The organism is Demequina sp. (assembly GCF_047975725.1).
GTDB lineage: Bacteria > Actinomycetota > Actinomycetes > Actinomycetales > Demequinaceae > Demequina.
The window spans coordinates 79,243-98,139 of the sequence record NZ_JBKEED010000030.1 but is presented as its reverse complement, the minus strand read 5'-3'; the positions used below and the strand labels follow the sequence as shown (position 1 = coordinate 98,139).

Below are 18,897 nucleotides of genomic sequence, written 5' to 3'. Positions count from 1 at the left end.
AAGGAAGCACCAGACAATGAAGTCACTGAGAAGCATCTTCGGAGGCGACATCCGGCAGTTCTCCATGCTTGGAGCACTCGTCGCGCTGATCGTGTTCTTCCAGATAGCCACGGGCGGCAAGGTCCTGACCTCGTCGAACATGATGAACCTGATCAACGGCAACTCGTACGTGCTGATCCTCGCGATCGGCATGGTCATGGTGATCGTGGTCGGGCATATCGACTTGTCCGTGGGATCTGTCGCGGCCGTGACGGGCATCATCGTCGCGATTGCCCTCAGAGACTGGGGCATCCCCTGGTGGGTGGGCCTGTTGCTGGGCCTCGCCGTCGGCGCTGCGATCGGTACCTGGCAAGGCACGTGGGTGGCCTATGTTGGCATTCCAGGCTTCATCACGACCCTCGCCGGCATGATGATCTTCCGCGGCCTCAACCAGTTCATCGGCAAGTCCAACTCGGTGCCCGTGCCCGAGGAGTTCCAGCGCATGGGCGGCGGGTACCTGCCGGAGATAGGGCCTAATACGGGGTTCAACAACCCCACGCTGCTGCTGGGCATCCTCGCGTGCGCCTATGTGATCTGGCGCGAAATCAGCAAGCGCCGCCGTGCCGCCCGGGTGGGCTTCGAGCCCGACCCCATCTACGTGGCGGCCATCCGCGCCGGACTGCTGATTGCCGTGATCTCCTACGCGACCTACCTGTTTGGCACGGGACGTGAGGGCACCTCGTTCCCCATCCCAGGTGTGATCCTGGTGGCGCTCGTGGTGATTTATCACATCGTCACCCAGCGTACGAAGCTCGGTCGCCACGTGTACGCGGTCGGTGGCAACCGTGCCGCGGCCGCACTGTCGGGCGTATCGACCAAGCGCACCTACTTCTTTGTGATGGCCAACATGTCCGTACTCGCGGCCTTCGCGGGCATGATGTTCATTGGCCGCTCGCGAGCCTCTGGTCCGTTTGACGGCACCATGTGGGAGCTCGACGCGATCGCCGCCGTCTTTATCGGTGGCGCGGCGGTGACCGGCGGCATCGGCACCGTGACCGGGTCGATCATCGGTGGCCTGGTCATGGCGACCCTCAACAACGGCCTGCAACTGATGGGCGTGGGCTCCGACCGCACCCAGATCATCAAGGGCCTTGTGCTCCTGGCAGCCGTCGCCTTCGACGTGTGGAACAAGTCGCAGGGCCGCCCGTCTATTACGGGTCTGCTGTTCCGCAGGCCGCCCAAGCCGGGCGAGCTGCCCGACGGAGGCCAGCCGGCGCTCGCGATGGCAGGCGCGACGGCAGGGGCCGCACAGGCTGTCGTGCCGGGCGGCGGTTCCTCGGCCGCGGGCGTCGTGGGCGCCCACCAGGACCAGAGCACGGCTACCCATGGGGCAGATCCCGGCGCCGCCGAGTATCCGCCACCACCAGAGACGTCGCATTCAACGCGGAATGCGCGGGAAGGAAACCAAGAGAGATGAGCAACACCTTCAAGGGAGTGGCCGTGTTCGCGGCCGCGGGCGCGATGCTGCTCGCCGGATGCTCCACTGATCGCGGTGGCGAGGACCCTGGGTCCACCACCGGTGCCACGGGCAGCCCCACCGCTGACGGAGGGGTCTGCATCGAGGAGGGCGCCACCATCGGTGTCGCTCTGCCCCAGAAGACCTCGGAGAACTGGGTTCTCGCGGAGGAGCTCTTCAACGACGGCCTCACCGAGGCCGGCTTCAACCCCATCGTCCAGTTCGGCAACTCCGGTGTGACGGAGCAGCAGAACCAGATCTCGGCCATGGTCGAGCAGGACGCCCAGGTGATCGTGGTGGGCGCCATCGACGGTTCGCAGCTGGGTTCCCAGCTTGAGACCGCCGCTGACGCAGGCGCGACGATCATCGCCTACGACCGCTTGGTCAAGAACACCGAGGCAGTGGACGCGTACATCGCGTTCGACAACTTCCAGGTGGGCGTCCTTCAGGGGGAGGCGCTGCTGCAGGGCCTCGCCGAGCGTAAGGGCGAGGGGCCGTACAACATCGAGCTCATCGCGGGCTCGGCGGACGACGCCAACTCGATCCCGTTCTTCGAGGGCGCCATGAGTGTGCTCCAGCCCAAGATCGACGACGGCACCCTGACGGTCGTGTCTGGACAGACCACGTTCGAGCAGGCGGCCACGGCGGGTTGGCAGGCCCAGAACGCGCAGACCCGCATGGACACCATCCTGTCGGGCTCGTACTCGGGTGACACCGAGCTGCACGGCGTGCTCTCGCCCAACGACACCCTGGCTCGCGCGGCGCTGACGTCCGTGGACCAGGCGGGCAAGGACACCCCCGTCATCACGGGACAGGACTCCGAGGTGGAGTCGGTCAAGTCCATCGTTGCTGGTGAACAGTACTCCACCATCTACAAGGACACCCGTGAACTGGTGGCTCAGACCATCGCGTCCGTCGAGGCACTGGCCGCATGCGGCGAGATCCCCGTCAACGACACCGAGCAGTACGACAACGGCGTGAAGGTGGTGCCGGCGTACCTGCTCGAGCCCAAGATCGTGACCCAGGAGAACGCTGCCGAGGTCTACGCGAACGACCCGACGCTCGGGCCGCTCACCGAGGGCTGATCGTCCCCACTCAACACCGCGGCCCCCGGAACGATGCAGGTTCCGGGGGCCGCGGCGTGCCCAGTCTCCCACCCGCCTCCCCGTCAAATGGATCCATTTTCATCGTGAGGGGAGGCTGGGCGCCGGTGGCGACCCCCGTACGCGGGCCAAATGGATCCATTTGACGGGAGGGGGTTACAGTGAGGTGGAAGGTTTCGCCTCACCGCCACGTCACCAGGAGGGCCGATGCGCATTGGACAACTCGCGGATACCGCGGGAGTAAGCGCCAAGACCGTTCGCTACTACGAGTCGATCGGCCTCATCGAGGAGCCTGAGCGCACCGCCTCCGGCTACCGCGACTACGACCCCGACAGCGTGGATCGCCTGCGGTTCATTCGCGACGCCCAGGCCGCAGGCCTCACGCTCGCGCAGTCGCGCACCATCCTCGACATGAAGGCCGAGGGCCGCGCCACGTGCGAGCACACCGCGGCTCTGCTCGAGCGCCACCTCGCCGATATCGAGGCCCAAATCGCCTCCCTCGAGTCCGCGCGAGCGGAGTTGCTCGCGCTCCAAGGCCGCGCCGCCACGCTCGACCCCACTACCTGCACCGACGCCCAACGCTGCCAGGTGGTGGGCCCGGCCTGAACCCAGCGAGCGCATCGGCCCTGCTGAGGCTCACCCGACCTACCTGGGCAGATGCGTAAGGGACATACGTCCCTTCCTCTGCCAGCCCATCTGCCCTAGCCTCAAAGAGAACGACCCCCGTGGCGCGCTCTGAGCCCCGCGCACCGGGGGTCGCATGCGAGTTCGACACTTACGACGGAGGAATCCCGCCACCATGAGAGTGACAGTCCCCAGTCAGGTTTTGGCGGGCGACAGCCTTGTCGCCGCCACCCCCCGCACCGTGGAGCAGCTGATCAGGCTGGGCTATGACGTCACCGTCGAGACGGGTGCCGGCGCCGCCGCAAGCCTGCCCGACGAGGCATACGTCGCCGCGGGTGCCGCCATTGGCGACCGCGAGGCGGCGTGGGCCGGCGACATCGTCGTGAGCCCCAACGCTCCCACCGACACGGAGATCGCCCTCCTCACGCCCGGCGCGATCATCATCAGCCCCCTCGCTCCGCACTCGAAGCCCGAGCTGACCGCGGCGCTCGCCGAACGTGGCGTCACCGCACTGGCGCTCGACGCCGTGCCGCGCATCTCGCGCGCGCAGGCCCTCGACGTGCTGTCGACCATGTCCAACGTTTCGGGCTACCGCGGCGTGATCGAGTCGGCGCAGGCCTACGGCGGCATGTTCGCCGGTCAGGTCACGGCCGCTGGCAAGACCAACCCCGCCAACGTGTTCGTGATCGGCGGCGGCGTCGCCGGTCTCGCCGCGATCGGCGCGGCCGTGTCGCTCGGCGCCCAGGTGCGCGCGTTCGACGTGCGCCCCGAGGCCGCCGAACAGATCGAGTCCATGGGTGCGACCTTTGTGCCGCTGCCCGCCGCGCAGCAGGAGGTCTCCTCCGACGGCTACGCGAGCGCGCTGACCGACGAGCAGGCTCGCCTCACGCTTGAGTTGTACGCCCAAGAGGCCGCGAGGGCCGATGTGGTGGTCACCACGGCACTCGTGCGCGGTTCCGCTCCCATCACCATCACGGCCGATGCGGTGGAGGCCATGCGCCCCGGCTCCGTCATCGTCGACCTCGCCGCCTCCGGCGGCGGCAACTGCGAACTCACCGTCCCCGGCGACAGCGTCGTCACCGAGGGCGGCGTCACCGTGATCGGCTACACCGACCTGCCCAGCCGCATGCCGCAGCACACCTCGCAGTTGCTCGGCACGAACATCGTCAACCTGCTTAAGCTCGTCACGCCGGACAAGGATGGCCAGGCCGTCCTCAACTTCGAGGACGAGGTGGTGCGCGGCATGACGGTCGCGCATCACGGCGACGTGATGTGGCCACCGCCAGCGGTGCAGGTGTCCGCCGCACCCGCCGCGGCGCCTACCCAAGCCACTGCCGAGCCCGTGGACCCCGCCAAGGCTGCCGCCGCATCGGCCGCACTGGAGAAGGCCAAGAAGAACCGACGCAACCTGCTGACGCTGATCGGTGGAGGCGCGCTCGCGGTGGCGCTCGCGTTCTCCTCGCCCGCCTTCCTCGCGATGTTCACGGTGTTTGTGCTCGCGGTCTTCGTGGGCTACTACGTGATTTCGAACGTGTCGCACTCGCTGCACACCCCGCTCATGAGCCAGACCAATGCGATCAGCGGCATCATCCTGATTGGCGCGCTACTCCAGCTCGGGTCGTCCAGCACCGTCGTGACCGTCCTGGCCTTCGTGGCCGCAGCCGTCGCCTCCGTCAACGTGTTCGGTGGCTTCCTCGTGACCTACCGCATGCTCGGCATGTTCCAGAAGGGAGCCTGAGCCATGACGCTGATCTCCGTTGCCCAGGTGGCGTACCTGATCGCCGCCGTGATGTTCATCCTGTCGCTTGCCGGCCTGTCCAAGCAGGAGACGGCCCGCCGCGGCAACCTGCTCGGCATGGCGGGCATGGCGCTCGCGATCGTCGCGACCATCGCGCTCGCGCTGGAAGGCTCGGAGCGTCCCGTGGGCGTGACGGCCGCGCTCATCGTGGGCGTGCTGCTGATTGGCTCGCTCGTGGGTACGTGGCGGGCGCGCTCGGTTGAGATGACGCAGATGCCCGAGCTGATTGCGATCCTGCACTCCTTCGTGGGTGCCGCCGCGGTGCTGATTGGGTTCAACTCGTACCTCACCGAGGGGCACGACGCGATGCACCTCATCGAGGTGTTCCTGGGCGTGTTCATCGGTGCGGTGACGTTCTCCGGCTCGATCGTGGCCTACCTCAAGCTCGCCGCACGCATGAAGTCCGCGCCGCTGATGCTGCCCGGGCGTCACCTGCTCAACCTCGCCGGCCTGGTGGCTTCCGTGGCGCTGGGCGCCTGGTTCATCGCCGCCCCGTCCGTATGGCCGCTGGCCATCATGACCGTCATCGCGCTCGCCATCGGCGTGCACCTGGTCGCCGCCATCGGCGGCGGCGACATGCCCGTCGTGGTGTCGATGCTCAACTCGTACTCCGGCTGGGCCGCCGCTGCCGCGGGCTTCATGCTCAGCAACAACCTGCTGATCGTGGTGGGTGCGCTCGTGGGCTCGTCCGGCGCGATCCTGTCCTACATCATGTGCAAGGCGATGAACCGTCAGTTCATCTCCGTGATCCTGGGTGGCTTTGGCGCCGAGGGCGGTACGACCCCTGGCGGCTCCGGCGCTGGGGCTGTCGAGGGCACGCACACCGAGGTGGACGTGGCCGAGACCGTCGAGTTGCTGTCCGAGGCACGCTCCGTCGTGATCGCCCCCGGATACGGCATGGCCGTCGCCAAGGCCCAGTACCCCGTGGCCGAACTGGTCAACCGCCTGCGCTCCCGCGGCGTCGAGGTGCGCTTCGCGGTGCACCCCGTGGCCGGACGCCTGCCCGGTCACATGAACGTGCTGCTCGCCGAGGCCCGGGTGCCCTACGACATCGTGCTCGAACTCGACGAGATCAACGACGACTTCCCCGACACCGACGTGGTGCTCGTGATCGGTGCCAACGACACCGTGAACCCGGCCGCGCTCGACGACCCGTCCTCGCCCATCGCCGGTATGCCCGTGCTTGAGGTGTGGAACGCCCGTCACGTGGTGGTGTTCAAGCGGTCGATGGCCACCGGCTACGCGGGCGTGCAGAACCCGCTGTTCTTCCGCGAGAACACCGCGATGTTGTTCGGTGACGCCAAGACTCAGGTCGAGGCGATCGTTGCGGCAATGCCCGCCGTGGAGACGGTCGACGCGTAGCCTCCTGCACCCCCCTCCCGTCAAATGGATCCATTTGCTGGGTCTTGCTGCCGCCCCGCCCGGTCAAATGGATCCATTTTCCTCTTCTGACGGGGCGTGGGGCCTTGGGCCCGTTGATGTGACTTGTTGGGTTGATAAAGTCATCAAGTCACATCAACGAGAACTCAAGAACGAGGCGGCCATTGCATACCGGGCGACCACTCAACGAGGTCAAGGCGGATCTGTTCAAGGGGCTCGCGCACCCCGTGCGCATTCGAGTGCTCGAACTGCTTGCGGAGTCTGACGAGCGCACCGTCGCCGACCTCTTGGAGCACACGGGACTCGAGGCCTCCCACCTGTCGCAGCACCTGCGGGTCCTGCGCGGCTACGGACTGGTGAACTCGGCGCGCACCGGCAGCTCCGTGACCTATCGGCTCGCGCACGCCTCCGTCGCGGGGCTCTTGGCCGCAGCGCAGCTGGTCCTGCGGGACGTCCTCGATGCTCGGGGCGTGCTCGCGGAACTTGAGCGTGCATCGGCCGGGACGGAAGACAAGTGAGCGCCAAGTCTCAATTGGCCCGCCGGCGTGGTCTGCTGCCCGGACGCGAGGACTACGCGGGGCTGCGGCGCTCGTGGCGCGGCGACCTGCTCGCGGGTATCAGCGTGGGCGTGGTGGCGCTGCCGCTCGCCTTGGGCTTTGGCGTCACCTCGGGCGCCGGGGCAGAGGCCGGACTGGTCACCGCCATCGTCGCCGGCCTGGTCGCAGCCATCATGGGCGGCTCAAGCGTGCAGGTATCCGGCCCCACCGGCGCCATGGTGGTGGTGCTCGCGCCCATCCTCGCGACGCAAGGCGCAGGCGCGCTCGCGCTCGTCACCGTGATGGCAGGAGTGATCGTGGTGGCCGCCGGCGCGGCAAAGCTGGGCCGATTGGTGGGGCTCATTCCGTGGCCCGTCATCGAGGGCTTCACGCTCGGCATCGCGATCACCATCTTCCTCCAGCAGGTGCCCGCCGCAGTGGGCAGTACGGAAAGCGCTCACGGTGCCAAGGCCTTCCCCGCCGCGGTGGAGGCGGTGGCGCATATCGACTGGGCCGTGGCCTGGCAGACGCTGGCCCTGGTGGCACTGGTGGTCGCCGTGATGGCGATCTGGCCTCGCATCACCCGCGCGGTACCAGGAACGATCATCGCGATCGTGGTGGCCTCCTTTGCGGTGGCGATGCTCGGGTGGACGGTGCCAGTGATTGGGGAACTGCCCTCGGGTCTGCCCGCGCCCTCCTTCCCCGAGGTCACCCTCGAATCGCTGGGCACCCTCGCCGGGCCCGCGTTCGCCATCGCGGCGCTCGCAGCGATCGAATCCTTGCTGTCCGCCCGAGTGGCCCACACGCAAGCCAACGTGGGCGGCTACGACGCCGACCGCGAACTGGTGGGACAGGGCCTGGCCTCCATCGCATCGGGCATGTTTGGCGGCATGCCTGCGACGGGCGCGATCGCCCGGACGGCCGTGAATGTGCGTTCCGGCGCGCGCACCAGGATGGCGGCGATCGTGCACGCTCTCGTGTTGCTGTTGGTGGTGCTCGTGGCGGCGGCCGCCGTGGAGCGCGTGCCGCTCGCGGCGCTGTCGGGGGTGCTGATGGTCACGGCCGTGACCATGGTGCGCCCCGCGCTCGTGCGTTCTGTGATGCGGGCCTCGCGCCAGGACGCCTTGCTCTTTGTGCTGACCGCGCTGATCACCGTGAGCGTGGACCTCATCTACGCGATCGCGATCGGTGTGGCGGTTGCGGCGCTGTTCGCGTTGCGCGCCGTCTCACGTGCCGCAGGCGTCCACCGCGAGGAACTGCCAGGCGCCGCGCAAGGGGGCGACGAGCGCATTGCATTGCTGCGCATCGATGGCGCGTTGTTCTTTGGGGCGGCCGATCGCGTCCTGGAGCGGGTCGCACGCATCGACGGAGTTGAAGTGGTGATCCTGCGCATGTCGCAGATTCGCCTGCTCGACACCACCGGCGCGCAAATCCTTGGTGAGGTGGTCACCACGCTCGAGCGGCGTGGGATCACGGTGCTGGTGAAGGGCGTGCAGCCTCAGCACCTGCGGCTGCTGGTGCACACGGGCGCCTTGGGTTCGCTCGCCCACGATGATCACCTGGTGGCAAGCCTGGACGATGCGGTGGCCAAGGCTCGTGCGGTGGTCGCCGCGGGCTAGCCCCGCCCGCTTCGCTTCGCAAGTCAAATGGATCCATTTGACTCGCGAAGGCGGTGCGGGCAGCGAGGGCTTGACCTTCCAGTGCAGTGGAAGGTTTAACGTGGGGTCAACGACCTACGAAGGAGGGTTCCATGTCCGACACCATCAACCTCACCATCACCGGCATGACCTGCAATAGCTGCGCGGGCAAGGTCCAGGGCGCGCTCGAATCCACCCCCGGGGTGGCGTCGGCTCAGGTGTCCCACGTGGACGGGAGCGCCCGCGTCGCCCCCGACGGCTCGGTGCCGGTCGACGCCCTCGAATTCGCCCTCGACGACGCGGTGACGCGGCTCGGATACACCGTGGAGGCGTGATGACTCACTCAGCACACACGGCCCCCGGCGGCGGCGACGGCATCGCTGACCGCCTGCCACAGGTGGACGCCATCAACCTCGCTGTGAGCGGCATGACCTGCTCGAGTTGCGCTGCCTCCATCCAAGGCGGCCTCGCCAAGCTGCCCGGCGTCGACGACGCGACCGTGAACTTCGCCACCAGGCGCGCCACGGTGCGCCCCGCCCCGGGGGCCGATGCGGCGGCCGTCGAGGACGCGATGCGTTCGGCCATCGAGGGCCTGGGCTACGAGGTGCTCACCCGCCGGGCGCCCGCAGCGTCCTCTGGCGCTCGCGTAGACCAGGACCACCATGAAGGGGTCGGCGGCGCGCAGCGCGTAGACCAGGGTCAGGCCCACACTGACCACGGCGACCACGGCGACCACGGCGACCACGGCGACCACGGCGACCACACCGACCACGGCGACAACGCCGACGACGAGCACGCCGCCCACATGGCCGCCGACGCCTCGCGCATCGCCGACTACCGTCGCCGCTTCACGGTCGCGGCAATCCTCACTGTCCCTATCCTCCTGATCAGCATGATTCCCGCGTGGCACTTCGCTGGCTGGGAGTGGGTCGTCGCCGTGCTCACCACGCCCGTGATCTGGTGGTCTGCCTGGCCGTTCCATGTGAGTGCGTGGCGCAGTGCGCGCCATCGCGCCACCAACATGGACACCCTCGTCACGCTGGGCACGCTCGCCGCGTGGTTCTGGTCAACGGCGGTGTTGCTGACCGGCACCGGCCACATCTATTACGAGACCGGTGCGGTCATCGTGAGCCTGATCCTGCTGGGCAAGTGGCTTGAGGTGCGCTCGACGGCCCGCGCGGGGGACGCGATCCGCGCCCTGTCACGCCGCCAAAGCGCGACTGCACGCCTCGAGGATGGCACGGTCATCGCCCGCGAGGCGCTCGAAGTCGGTATGCGGTTTGTGGTGCGCCCCGGCGAGACCATCGCGACCGACGGCATCGTGGTCGACGGCGGTGCGAGCGTCGACGCGAGCCTCGTGACTGGGGAGTCGGTGCCCGTGCGCGTCGAAGCGGGCCAGGGCAAGGACTCCGAGGTCGTCGGCGGCACCATTGCCACCGACGGCGCGCTCACGGTCGAGGCCACCCGCGTGGGCTCCGAGACGATGCTCGCGCAGATCGCCCGCATGGTGGACGACGCCCAAACCGGCCGGGCGCGCGTTCAGCGTCTGGCTGACCGCATCTCCCGCGTGTTCGTCCCCATCGTGATCGCGGTGTCGTTGCTCACGCTGGCAATCTGGCTCGCCGTCACGGGTGACGTGGACGCCGCGTTCACGGCCGCTGTCGCAGTCCTCATCATCAGTTGCCCGTGCGCTCTGGGCCTCGCGACCCCGCTCGCGATCATGGTCGGCACCGGCCGCGGCGCCCAACTCGGCGTGCTCGTGCGCGGCCCCGAAGCACTCGAGGACACCCGCGACGTGCAGACCATCGTGCTCGACAAGACCGGCACGGTCACCGAGGGACGGATGACGCTCGTGAGCGCCGTCGCCCCCGCCCTCGAGCGTTCGCATGGGGCCGATGCGCAGGCCGCCTTGCTCGACGCTGTCGCCTCTGTCGAGGCTCGCTCCGAGCACCCCATCGCTCAGGCCATTGCCGATGCGCGGCCTGGCCGGGCGTTGCTCAAGGGCTTCCGCTCGATAGCGGGCCAGGGAGTGGCCGCCACCGTCCAGCACGTGGGCCTTCCCGGTGAGGCCCCCGGGGAGGGTGCTGCCAACGCCGATCTCCTCGTGGGTTCGCGCCGCATGTTCGACGAGGTTCCTGACGAGCTCGAGCAGCTTGCCTCCCAGGCCGAGTCTCAGGGCGCGACCGCAGTGTTCGCCGGTCGGCTGGCTTCGACCGCGGGCGGGCTGGGCGGCGGGAACCTCGCCACCCGTTCCAGCGCGATTGCCGAGGCCGTGCTCGTGGTGAGTGACGCGATCAAGCCCACCAGCGCATCGGCCGTGCAGGCCTTCCGTGAGCTGGGGCTCGACGTGGTCCTGCTCACCGGTGACAACGAGCGTGCGGCGCGGGCCGTGGCCGCCGAGGTGGGGATCGAACGCGTCATCGCGCAGGTCCTGCCGGGCGACAAGGCCGACGTGATCCGCGAGCTTCAGAAGGACGGCTCGCGTGTCGCGATGGTGGGCGACGGCGTCAACGACGCCCCGGCCCTCGCGATTGCGGACCTGGGGATCGCGATCGGGACGGGCGCGGATGTGGCCAGGGAGGCGTCGGACCTCACGATCGTCTCGGGCGACCTGCGCGCAGCGGCCGATGCGATTGCTCTGTCCCGGCGCACGCTCGCCACGATTCGCGGCAACCTGTTCTGGGCGTTCGCGTACAACACGGCTGCTATCCCGCTGGCGGCGTTGGGCATTCTCAACCCGATGATTGCGGCGGCGGCGATGGGTGGATCAAGCCTGTTCGTCGTGGGCAACTCGCTGCGGCTGCGTGGCTTTGCCGGCTACCGCGGGGCGGGCGCTGCGCGCTGACGGGTATCAGGCGCGCTCGAGCGCCTCAGATCACGTCGAGACGGGTATCAACGGGAGGGCGAGGCCGGCAGGGTGGCGACAAACTCTGCCAGCACCTCCTTCCACATGGCCCGCGCGGCATCGTTGGACTCCAGGTCGGGAGTACCCACCTGTGAGGCGATCACGGAGGCCGTGGCGGCCGAGCGCGGCTCGGCGGTGACCATCACCGCCGAGCCGTCGACGCCCTTGGCACGCCACGTCAGGCGCTTGTCAGTCCCGCCCCGCCGTGGCGTCGACGCGAGCAGGGCGAGGACGGGGGCGGAGTCGGCGGCGAAGGCCTCCCATCGATCCATGAGCTCGGCCATGGGCACGGGAGTGGACTTCGACACGCTCATCTGGAACGTGCCGTCGGCGCGCTGGCCGGGCAGGCGTCGGCCAATGTGCTGCTCGTAGGCGACGGTGACGCCCTGCGCCCACCACGCCGCCGACTCGACGTCGTCGCCCATGTCGTCGAGCACCCGGGCGGCGATCGCGGTGTGATCGAGCTCGGCAGCCCCAATGCCGTCGAGGAACGCCACCCAGGCATCCCAGCTACGGCCGGTGCCCTTCTCGATGGACTCAATACGCGCGGGAGAGGTCATACGTGTGAGGCTAGCGCGGGCGCCGTGCGGCCGCGGCGGCGTCGGCCTGAGCCTGGCGCCTGTCGAGGGTGGCCGACAGGATCCTCACATCACGGGTGAGTTCGATGGTGCGCGGAGAACCCCAGCCGTCCTCGTGCGCGGCCGTGAGCAGGCTCAGTTGCGCTCCCTGCAGACGCTTGAGGGCGCGCGCGGTGGTGCGGCCGCCGCGCTTCTCTGCCCAATGGCGCGCGGTACGGCGGGCCCGGCGGGTGGCCAAGGTGGTGAAGTCGCCGGGGCTCACGAGGTCGTCGGGGACCACGTGCTGAGCAAGCCCGGCGAACGTGCGTCGCTCTCTCAGGTGGGTCCAGCGCAGCACCACGAGGAACAGCGCGAGCACCGGCAGGCCCTTGACGATCGAGCTGAGCACGGCGTTGCCAGAGAACCACGGGGTGTCGAAGAAACCGTGCAGCGCCATCGCGAGTCCCAGCCCCAGCGCGAGCGCGCCCCAGCGCCGCCACGCGGAGTTGCCGGAGTTGAAGAAGTAACCCAGGCCCGCGCCAGCGATCGCGGAGTACGTCGCGTGGCTCCACAGTCCGCCCACGATGCCGCGCAGCCACACCATCGCCCACACGGTGTCGATGTTGCCGTCCGAGCTAAAGGTCGCCGTGTACAGGAAGCTCTCCGAGACCATGAATCCCAGCCCCACCACCGCGCCATAAAACAGCCCGTCCGCAGCGGAGCGCACGCGTGCGCCGGGGATGAGGGCGAGGGCGAGTACGCCCAGGAGTTTGAGCGGTTCCTCGGACAGCGGGGCCGCGAGCGACGGCACCCACGGGTTATTGCTGCCTAGGACGCTCGCGACCACGTCGTGCATCGCGGGCGCGGCGATGGCGCCCAGGCCGGGCGCGGCGACGGCGCCCCACAGCAGCGCGCCCAACACGGTCACGGGCGAGCGGCGCTCGAACAGCTCTAGGCGATACAGGATGACGATGAACGTGAAGCCATACAGCAGCCACAGCGACGCGGCCAGCAGCGCCGTCGAGGGGCTTGCGGCCAGCGCGGCCGTCACGTACGGGGTCCACTTGATGAGCCCGACGACGGTCAGTATCAGCCCGACCCAGAACACCCACGAGCGCAGGTCAATGTAGGTCGAGGTGCGCGGGATCATGCGGGGGATCGCGGCGATGCTTACCGTGTACGGCTGGGGCTCGCGGGCGGTCACGGACCGGTTCCTTGCGCGGCGCCGGTGCCGGTGCTCGTGGTCACGGTGAGGGACCCGACGATCTCTGTGGCCCCAGGGAGGGCCGCGGCCCATGCTTCGACGGGGGCAGTGAGGATGGCGACGGTCGCGAAGGCGTCGTAGTCGGCCACCCACACCTCCGCTGATCGCGTCTCGGAGGTGGCGGTGACGGTCGCGCCCGGGTGGCCGTCGTCCGTCGTGTATTCGGCCGGGGTGTTGATGACCCAGTTGGCAGACTCGTCTGCCTCGAGGACGTCGGTGGCCTCTTGCGCAAGTGAGGCGATGCCGTCGCCACCCGGCACCGTCTCGATGGTGAGGGTCGCGCTGCCGTGGGTCAGGGTGGTGATGCCCGCGCTTTGGTCTGCCACGCTCCACCCTGCGGCCAGCGACAGTTCGACGGTGCCGCCTGCGGCGCTGGCCTCTTCGTCGCCGGCCTTGTTGTCTTCGAGTGCGGTGGCGAGCAGGGGGACGCCGCCGACGAGCAGGAGTGCGATGCCGGCCACGACCGCAGCGCCGGGTGCGGAGCTGCGCCCAATCAGTCGCAGCGCGAGCGGAAGCCGGGGCGTCGCGAGTGTCTGAGTGGTGGGCGCGGAGGGCCGCTCAGCGGGGGGCTGGGCAGCACTCATGGCGGGGACGTTATCACGGCAAAATGGCCGATGCGCGAGCACGCGCCATGGCTACGGAACCGGACATTTCGCCCACCCCCTCCCGTCAAATGGATCCATTTGCTGAGGTGGGGCGTCCCCCCAACCCGTCAAATGGATCCATTTTCCTCATCGGGGCCGTCGTGACGAGCCAAATGGATCCATTTGACCTGTGAGGGAGGGGTTAGACGCGAGAGAGCGCCTGCTCCAGGTCGGCGCGCAGATCCTCGACGTCCTCGAGACCGATCGACAAACGCACGGTGGTCTCCGAGATCCCCACCTCGGCGCGCCCCTCGGGGGTGAGCTTGTTGTGGGTCGTGGTCGCGGGGTGGGTCGAGATCGACTTCGCGTCGCCAAGGTTGTTCGAGCACGTGAACAGCTGCAGCCCGTTCATGAACCTGAACGCCGCCGCCTGAGCCTCGGCGCCCGCGACGTCCACGTCCGGACTCAGGTCCAGGTCGAGCGTGATGAGCGTGCCGCCCAGCGACATCTGCTTGACCGCGAGTTCGTACTGCGGGTGCGAGGGGTGCAGCGGGTAGCGCGCGATCCTGACGCGCGGGTGCTCGTTGAGCCACGTAGCGAGGTCCAGCGCGCTCGCGGCCTGGTGGCGCACGCGCACGGCGAGCGTCTCAAGGCCCTTGAGCAGAACCCAGGCGTTGAAGGGGGAGATGGTCGCGCCCATGTTGCGCACCATGAGCTTGACGGGCCCGTTGACGTACTCGTCGGAGCCCACGATCGCTCCGCCCAAGACCCGCCCCTGGCCATCGATGTGCTTGGTCGCGGAGTAAACCACCGCATCGGCCCCCAACTCGAGGGGCTTCTGCCCGACGGCCGTGGCGAACACGTTGTCGACAATCAGCAACGCGCCCGCCTGGCGACACAGCCCAGCGATGAAGGGGATGTCGAGCACGTCCTGCATGGGGTTGGTGGGCGACTCGATGAAGACCACCTTGGCCGGCGTGGCGAGGGCGCGCTCCCAGTCGGCGGGGTCGTTGCCGTCGACGTAGTCGATGACGATGCCCCACTTTTCGAAGAAGTTGGTGAAGGTCTGCAGGGTGGACCCGAACAGCGCCTTGGCGGCCACGAGCCTGTCGCCCTGGCCCAGCACCGAGCCCAGGGCCACGAAGACTGCGCTCATGCCCGTCGAGGTCGCGAAGCAAGCCTCGGCGCCTTCGATGGCCGCGAGCCGCTCCTGGAACGCCGTGACGGTGGGGTTGGCGTAGCGCGAGTACATGTAGATGTCGAGCTCGCCCGCGAAGGCATCGCGGGCCTGCTCGGCGGATTCGTAGGCGTAGCCCTGGGTCAGGAACATCCCCTCGGACATCTCGTTGGCCTCGGAACGGTGGATGCCGGTGTGCACCGCGAGGGTGTCGGGGCTCAGCGAGGAAGGCAGGTCCTGGGTGGTCATGGTTTCAGGGTAGCGGCGGCGGGGCCGGGCTTGGCGTCGGCTACAGGTTCAGGCGCACCGTCGCCGTGGCGCCGTTGACGGCCGATGCGCGAGGAGCCTCGCGCGTGCCACTCACCTCGAACGTCACTCGGGTGCCGTCAGGGGCCACCACATCGACGGTCGTGTCGAGCTGCTCGGGGTCCTCGGCGTAGACGTCGAGGATGAGGCCGTCCATCCAGTCGTAGTCGGGCCGGTCGCCGCGCGCTCCGCGAGGGATGACCGCGCCGGGCCGCACGTAGACCGGGAGTGACTCGAAGCCGTGGCGCTCACGCACCCAGCGGCCGCCCTCGACCTTGGCGCCGGTGAGCAGAGACGTCCACGTGCCCGCGGGGAGGTAGACGTCCACGATGCCGTCCTCGTCCATCACCGGCGCGACCAAGATGTCGGAGCCGAGCATGTACTGGCGGTCCAGGTACGTCACCCCGGGATCGTCGGGGAACTCGAAGAACATGGGGCGAGCGACCGATACCCCGGTGGCCGCCGCATCGGCCCCTGCCGTGAAGAGGTACGGCATGAGCGTGTTCTTGAGCTCGCCGAACACCCGGGTGAGCTTGACGGCATCGTCGTCGAACTCCCACGGCACACGGTACGAGTTCGAGCCGTGCAGCCGCGAGTGCGATGACAGCAGCCCGAACGCGAGCCAACGCTTGAAGACGCCGGGGTCCGGAGTGCCCTCGAAGCCGCCGATGTCGTGGCTCCAGTAGCCAAAGCCGGAGGCTGCGAGCGATAGCCCTCCGCGCAGGGTTTCGGCCATGGACATGTACGTCGAGGTGTTGTCGCCGCCCCAGTGCACGGGCATGGCCTGGCCGCCCGTGGTCGCCGAGCGGGCGAACAGGATCGCTTCACCCTCGCCGCGCTCCTCGGTGAGCACCTCCCACACAGCCTCGTTGTACAGCTGCGTGTACAGGTGATGCATCGCGTAGGGGTCGGAGCCGTCGTGGTAGACCACGTCGGTGGGGATGCGCTCGCCAAAGTCGGTCTTGAACGCGTCCACGCCCTGGCGCACCAGGCCGCGCAACTTGTCCTGGAACCACGTGCGGGCCTCGCGGTTGGTGAAGTCCACGAGCGCCATGCCCGCCTGCCACCAGTCCCACTGGAACACGGAGCCGTCGGCGCGCTTGACCAGGAAGCCGCGCTCGACGCCCTCGGCAAACATGCTCGACCGCTGCGCAATGTAGGGGTTGATCCACACGCACACCCGCAGGTCCTTCTCGTCGTGCAGGCGCGTGAGCAAGCCCTCGGGGTCGGGGAATGTGCGGGCATCCCACTCGAGGTCGGTCCAGTTGAACTCGCGCATCCAGAAGCAGTCGAAGTGGAAGACGCTGAGCGGAATGTCCCGCTCCTTCATGCCGTCCACGAAGCTCATGACGGTGGCCTCGTCGTAGTTGGTCGTGAACGACGTCGACAGCCACAGGCCGTAGGACCATGCGGGGACGACGGGGGGACGGCCAGTCAGGCGGGTGTACCGATCGATCACGTCCTTGGGGGTAGGCCCGTCAAAGATCAGGTACTCGAGGGCCTCGCCCGCCGTTGAGAACTGGACGCGTTCGACGGACTCGGTGCCGACCTCGAACGACACGTGCTCGGGCTGGTTGACCAGTACGCCGTAGCCACGGCTCGACAGGTAGAACGGCACGTTCTTGTAGGCCTGCTCCGAGCTGGTGCCGCCGTCGGCGTTCCAGATGTCGATGGTTTGGCCGTTGCGCACAAAGGCGCCAAAGCGCTCGCCCAGTCCGTAGATGACCTCGCCGACCCCGAGGTCGAGCTGTTCGTGCACATAGGTGCGGTGCGGTGCGAGTCCGTTGGTCGAGTACCCCGCCACGCCGGAGGGCTCGGCGCTGACGGGCGCTCCCGCCGCGAGGCTCATGTGCCCCACGGCCTTGGCGCCGGAGCCGGTGAGGCGGTGCTGGCCGTGCCAGAAGGACAGGTCCCAGGGAGATCCCTTGCCGATGCGCGCGGTGAGACCGCCCGTGGTGAGGGTCGCGCCCTCGTCGGCGGTCGCTACTGACGCGCTACCCGGCTCGGTCGCGAGCGCAAAGCCCGGGGAGCGGTGGGCGCCCTGGTGGCGCTCGATGCGCACCCGCACCACGCCTTCCAGCGGGGACGAGAGTGTCACCGTGAGGAGCGCGCGGTTGAGCGTGTCGCCACGGTTGTCGACCACCTTGGTGGGGGCGTGGATCACCAGTCCGTCCCCGTCGGGGGTCGCGGTGGGGGTGATGTCGTATGCCTCTTGCGCGTACAGCGCGCTCACGCCGTCGCGCAGCAGCCAGAAGCCGTCGGTGAACTTCACGACTGCCCCCCTCGCGGGTGTGACAACAGACCGGATGTGCCCATGCTCATGCCGTGTCTACCTCCTTGTAGATGCCGACGACGGGAGAAAACTGAGAAATCTCGAAGCGCTTCGACATTGAGTGTAACCCGGCGCCGCCGGGGTGGTGGACTTCATGCGACGGTGCTCGCCGCGGGGGTGGGGACGGCGGCCACCGCAGCCGCGACGGATCCACGCTCGACGTACGTGGGCGCCAGCAGCGTGACCTGCGGCGGAGTGTCGCCGCGCTCGATCATTCCCGCCAACAGGTCCATCGCGGCCGTGCACGAGGCCGTGGCGTCGAGCGGGATGATGTCGAGCGGCACGTCGTACTTGTCGGTGCCGTACGCCACGCCGGCGGCGACCACGGACACGTCGGTGGGGACCGCAAGCCCGTGCGAGGCGAGCGCCGCCGCGACCGTCGCCGCGATCGACTCCGCACCGTTGACGACCAGGCCGTCGAGCTCGGGCAGGTCGCGCAGCAGGTCGGCGATGGGCTCGTCGGCACGGGCGGCGGTCGGGTAGGCCACGGCGCACGCGACGCCGCGCTCTTTGGCGCGCGACTCGAACGAGCGGGCAAAGCGCAGCGGGAAGTTTGACTCGCGCTCGATCTCTTCGGGCGCGTGCGAGATGAGGCCAAGGTGGGTGCGCCCGGCGTCCACCAGGCGATCCACCGCGAGAGCAGCCGCGGCTTCGAAGTCCAGGTCAAGGCACACCAGCCCGGACGTGTCAGCGGGGATGCCGATGAACACGACGGGGCACGACAGCTCGCGAGCAAGGGCGGCGCGCTCGTCGTGCGCGTCCACGTCGAGCACGATGATGCCGTCCGCGAGGCTTGTGGCAGCCGAGCGCTTCATGCCCGCCACTGCATCGTTATGCACCAGTAGCAAGGTGTCATAGTCGTGCGCCCGCGCGGCCTTGGTCATCTCCATGGTGAACAGCATGTGGGCGCTGTGGTCGGTGTCGGGGTGCAGCGGGGTGGTGACCGCGATGATGTCCGAGCGGTTGGCCGCGAGCATGCGCGCGGAGGCGTTGGGCTGATAGCCCAGCCGATCCGCCGCCTCCATGACGCGCGTGCGGGTGGCCTCTTTGATGGAGCGCTTGCCGCTGAGTGCGTACGAGACGGTCGAGATGCTGACGCCGGCTTCCCGGGCCACATCCGCGATCGTCGCCATTGATGACCTCGTGTCCCTTACTGCGGCCGGTGTTTCGAACCGCTTCGAATCATTGATGCTAACACG

Annotated in this window: 15 protein-coding genes; 9 read left to right on the top strand and 6 right to left on the bottom strand. The window is 68.5% G+C overall.

The features are described 5' to 3' along the window. The first annotated feature begins 16 nt into the window (after positions 1-16). The 9 genes from mmsB to ACK5NO_RS10855 all read left to right on the top strand — a co-directional run bounded on the left by mmsB (position 17) and on the right by ACK5NO_RS10855 (position 11,418). On the top strand, positions 17-1,456 hold the full coding sequence (gene mmsB / locus ACK5NO_RS10895) for a multiple monosaccharide ABC transporter permease (protein ID WP_416812701.1): 1,440 nt from the start codon (positions 17-19) through the stop codon (positions 1,454-1,456). After that, on the top strand, positions 1,453-2,580 hold the full coding sequence (locus tag ACK5NO_RS10890; protein WP_416812700.1) for a substrate-binding domain-containing protein: 1,128 nt from the start codon (positions 1,453-1,455) through the stop codon (positions 2,578-2,580). Before mmsB ends, ACK5NO_RS10890 begins: the two co-directional genes overlap by 4 nt. A 225-nt stretch (positions 2,581-2,805) precedes the next feature. After that, positions 2,806-3,204, top strand: a complete 399-nt coding sequence (locus ACK5NO_RS10885) for a heavy metal-responsive transcriptional regulator (protein WP_416812699.1) — start codon at positions 2,806-2,808, stop codon at positions 3,202-3,204. Between the two features lie 193 nt (positions 3,205-3,397). Further along, positions 3,398-4,960 carry a Re/Si-specific NAD(P)(+) transhydrogenase subunit alpha gene (locus ACK5NO_RS10880; RefSeq protein WP_416812698.1) on the top strand — a complete coding sequence of 521 codons (1,563 nt, stop codon included), beginning with the start codon at positions 3,398-3,400 and terminating at the stop codon, positions 4,958-4,960. Positions 4,961-4,963: 3 nt separating this feature from the next. Then, positions 4,964-6,382 (top strand): Re/Si-specific NAD(P)(+) transhydrogenase subunit beta, encoded by a 1,419-nt coding sequence (gene pntB, locus ACK5NO_RS10875; protein ID WP_416812697.1) that lies wholly within the window; start codon positions 4,964-4,966, stop codon positions 6,380-6,382. 182 nt (positions 6,383-6,564) lie between these two features. Then, positions 6,565-6,918, top strand: a complete 354-nt coding sequence (locus tag ACK5NO_RS10870; RefSeq protein ID WP_416812696.1) for an ArsR/SmtB family transcription factor — start codon at positions 6,565-6,567, stop codon at positions 6,916-6,918. Further along, entirely contained in the window at positions 6,915-8,555 is a 1,641-nt protein-coding gene (locus ACK5NO_RS10865) for a SulP family inorganic anion transporter (protein ID WP_416812695.1), read from the top strand. Before ACK5NO_RS10870 ends, ACK5NO_RS10865 begins: the two co-directional genes overlap by 4 nt. Before the next feature lie 131 nt (positions 8,556-8,686). After that, positions 8,687-8,908, top strand: a complete 222-nt coding sequence (locus tag ACK5NO_RS10860; RefSeq protein ID WP_416812694.1) for a cation transporter — start codon at positions 8,687-8,689, stop codon at positions 8,906-8,908. Beyond that, a complete protein-coding gene (locus ACK5NO_RS10855) occupies positions 8,908-11,418 on the top strand; it encodes a heavy metal translocating P-type ATPase (protein ID WP_416812693.1) in 2,511 nt (836 codons plus the stop codon). The genes ACK5NO_RS10860 and ACK5NO_RS10855 overlap by 1 nt, the downstream gene beginning before the upstream one ends. Positions 11,419-11,465: 47 nt before the next feature. On the opposite strand, the gene ACK5NO_RS10850 is transcribed toward ACK5NO_RS10855, so the two are convergent. The 6 genes from ACK5NO_RS10850 to ACK5NO_RS10825 all read right to left on the bottom strand — a co-directional run bounded on the left by ACK5NO_RS10850 (position 11,466) and on the right by ACK5NO_RS10825 (position 18,831). Beyond that, on the bottom strand, positions 11,466-12,038 hold the full coding sequence (locus tag ACK5NO_RS10850; protein WP_416812692.1) for a hypothetical protein: 573 nt from the start codon (positions 12,036-12,038) through the stop codon (positions 11,466-11,468). Between the two features lie 10 nt (positions 12,039-12,048). Beyond that, positions 12,049-13,239: a PrsW family intramembrane metalloprotease gene (locus tag ACK5NO_RS10845; protein ID WP_416812691.1), complete on the bottom strand. Its 1,191-nt coding sequence runs from the start codon at positions 13,237-13,239 to the stop codon at positions 12,049-12,051. Next, positions 13,236-13,883, bottom strand: coding sequence for a hypothetical protein (locus ACK5NO_RS10840; RefSeq protein WP_416812690.1), 648 nt, complete (start codon positions 13,881-13,883; stop codon positions 13,236-13,238). Before ACK5NO_RS10840 ends, ACK5NO_RS10845 begins: the two co-directional genes overlap by 4 nt. 202 nt (positions 13,884-14,085) lie before the next feature. Then, positions 14,086-15,309 (bottom strand): O-succinylhomoserine sulfhydrylase, encoded by a 1,224-nt coding sequence (metZ, locus tag ACK5NO_RS10835; RefSeq protein ID WP_416812689.1) that lies wholly within the window; start codon positions 15,307-15,309, stop codon positions 14,086-14,088. A 40-nt stretch (positions 15,310-15,349) separates the two neighbouring features. Then, positions 15,350-17,638, bottom strand: a complete 2,289-nt coding sequence (yicI, locus tag ACK5NO_RS10830) for an alpha-xylosidase (protein WP_416812688.1) — start codon at positions 17,636-17,638, stop codon at positions 15,350-15,352. A 152-nt stretch (positions 17,639-17,790) separates the two neighbouring features. Further along, positions 17,791-18,831, bottom strand: coding sequence for a LacI family DNA-binding transcriptional regulator (locus ACK5NO_RS10825; RefSeq protein WP_416812687.1), 1,041 nt, complete (start codon positions 18,829-18,831; stop codon positions 17,791-17,793). Positions 18,832-18,897 lie beyond the last annotated feature (66 nt).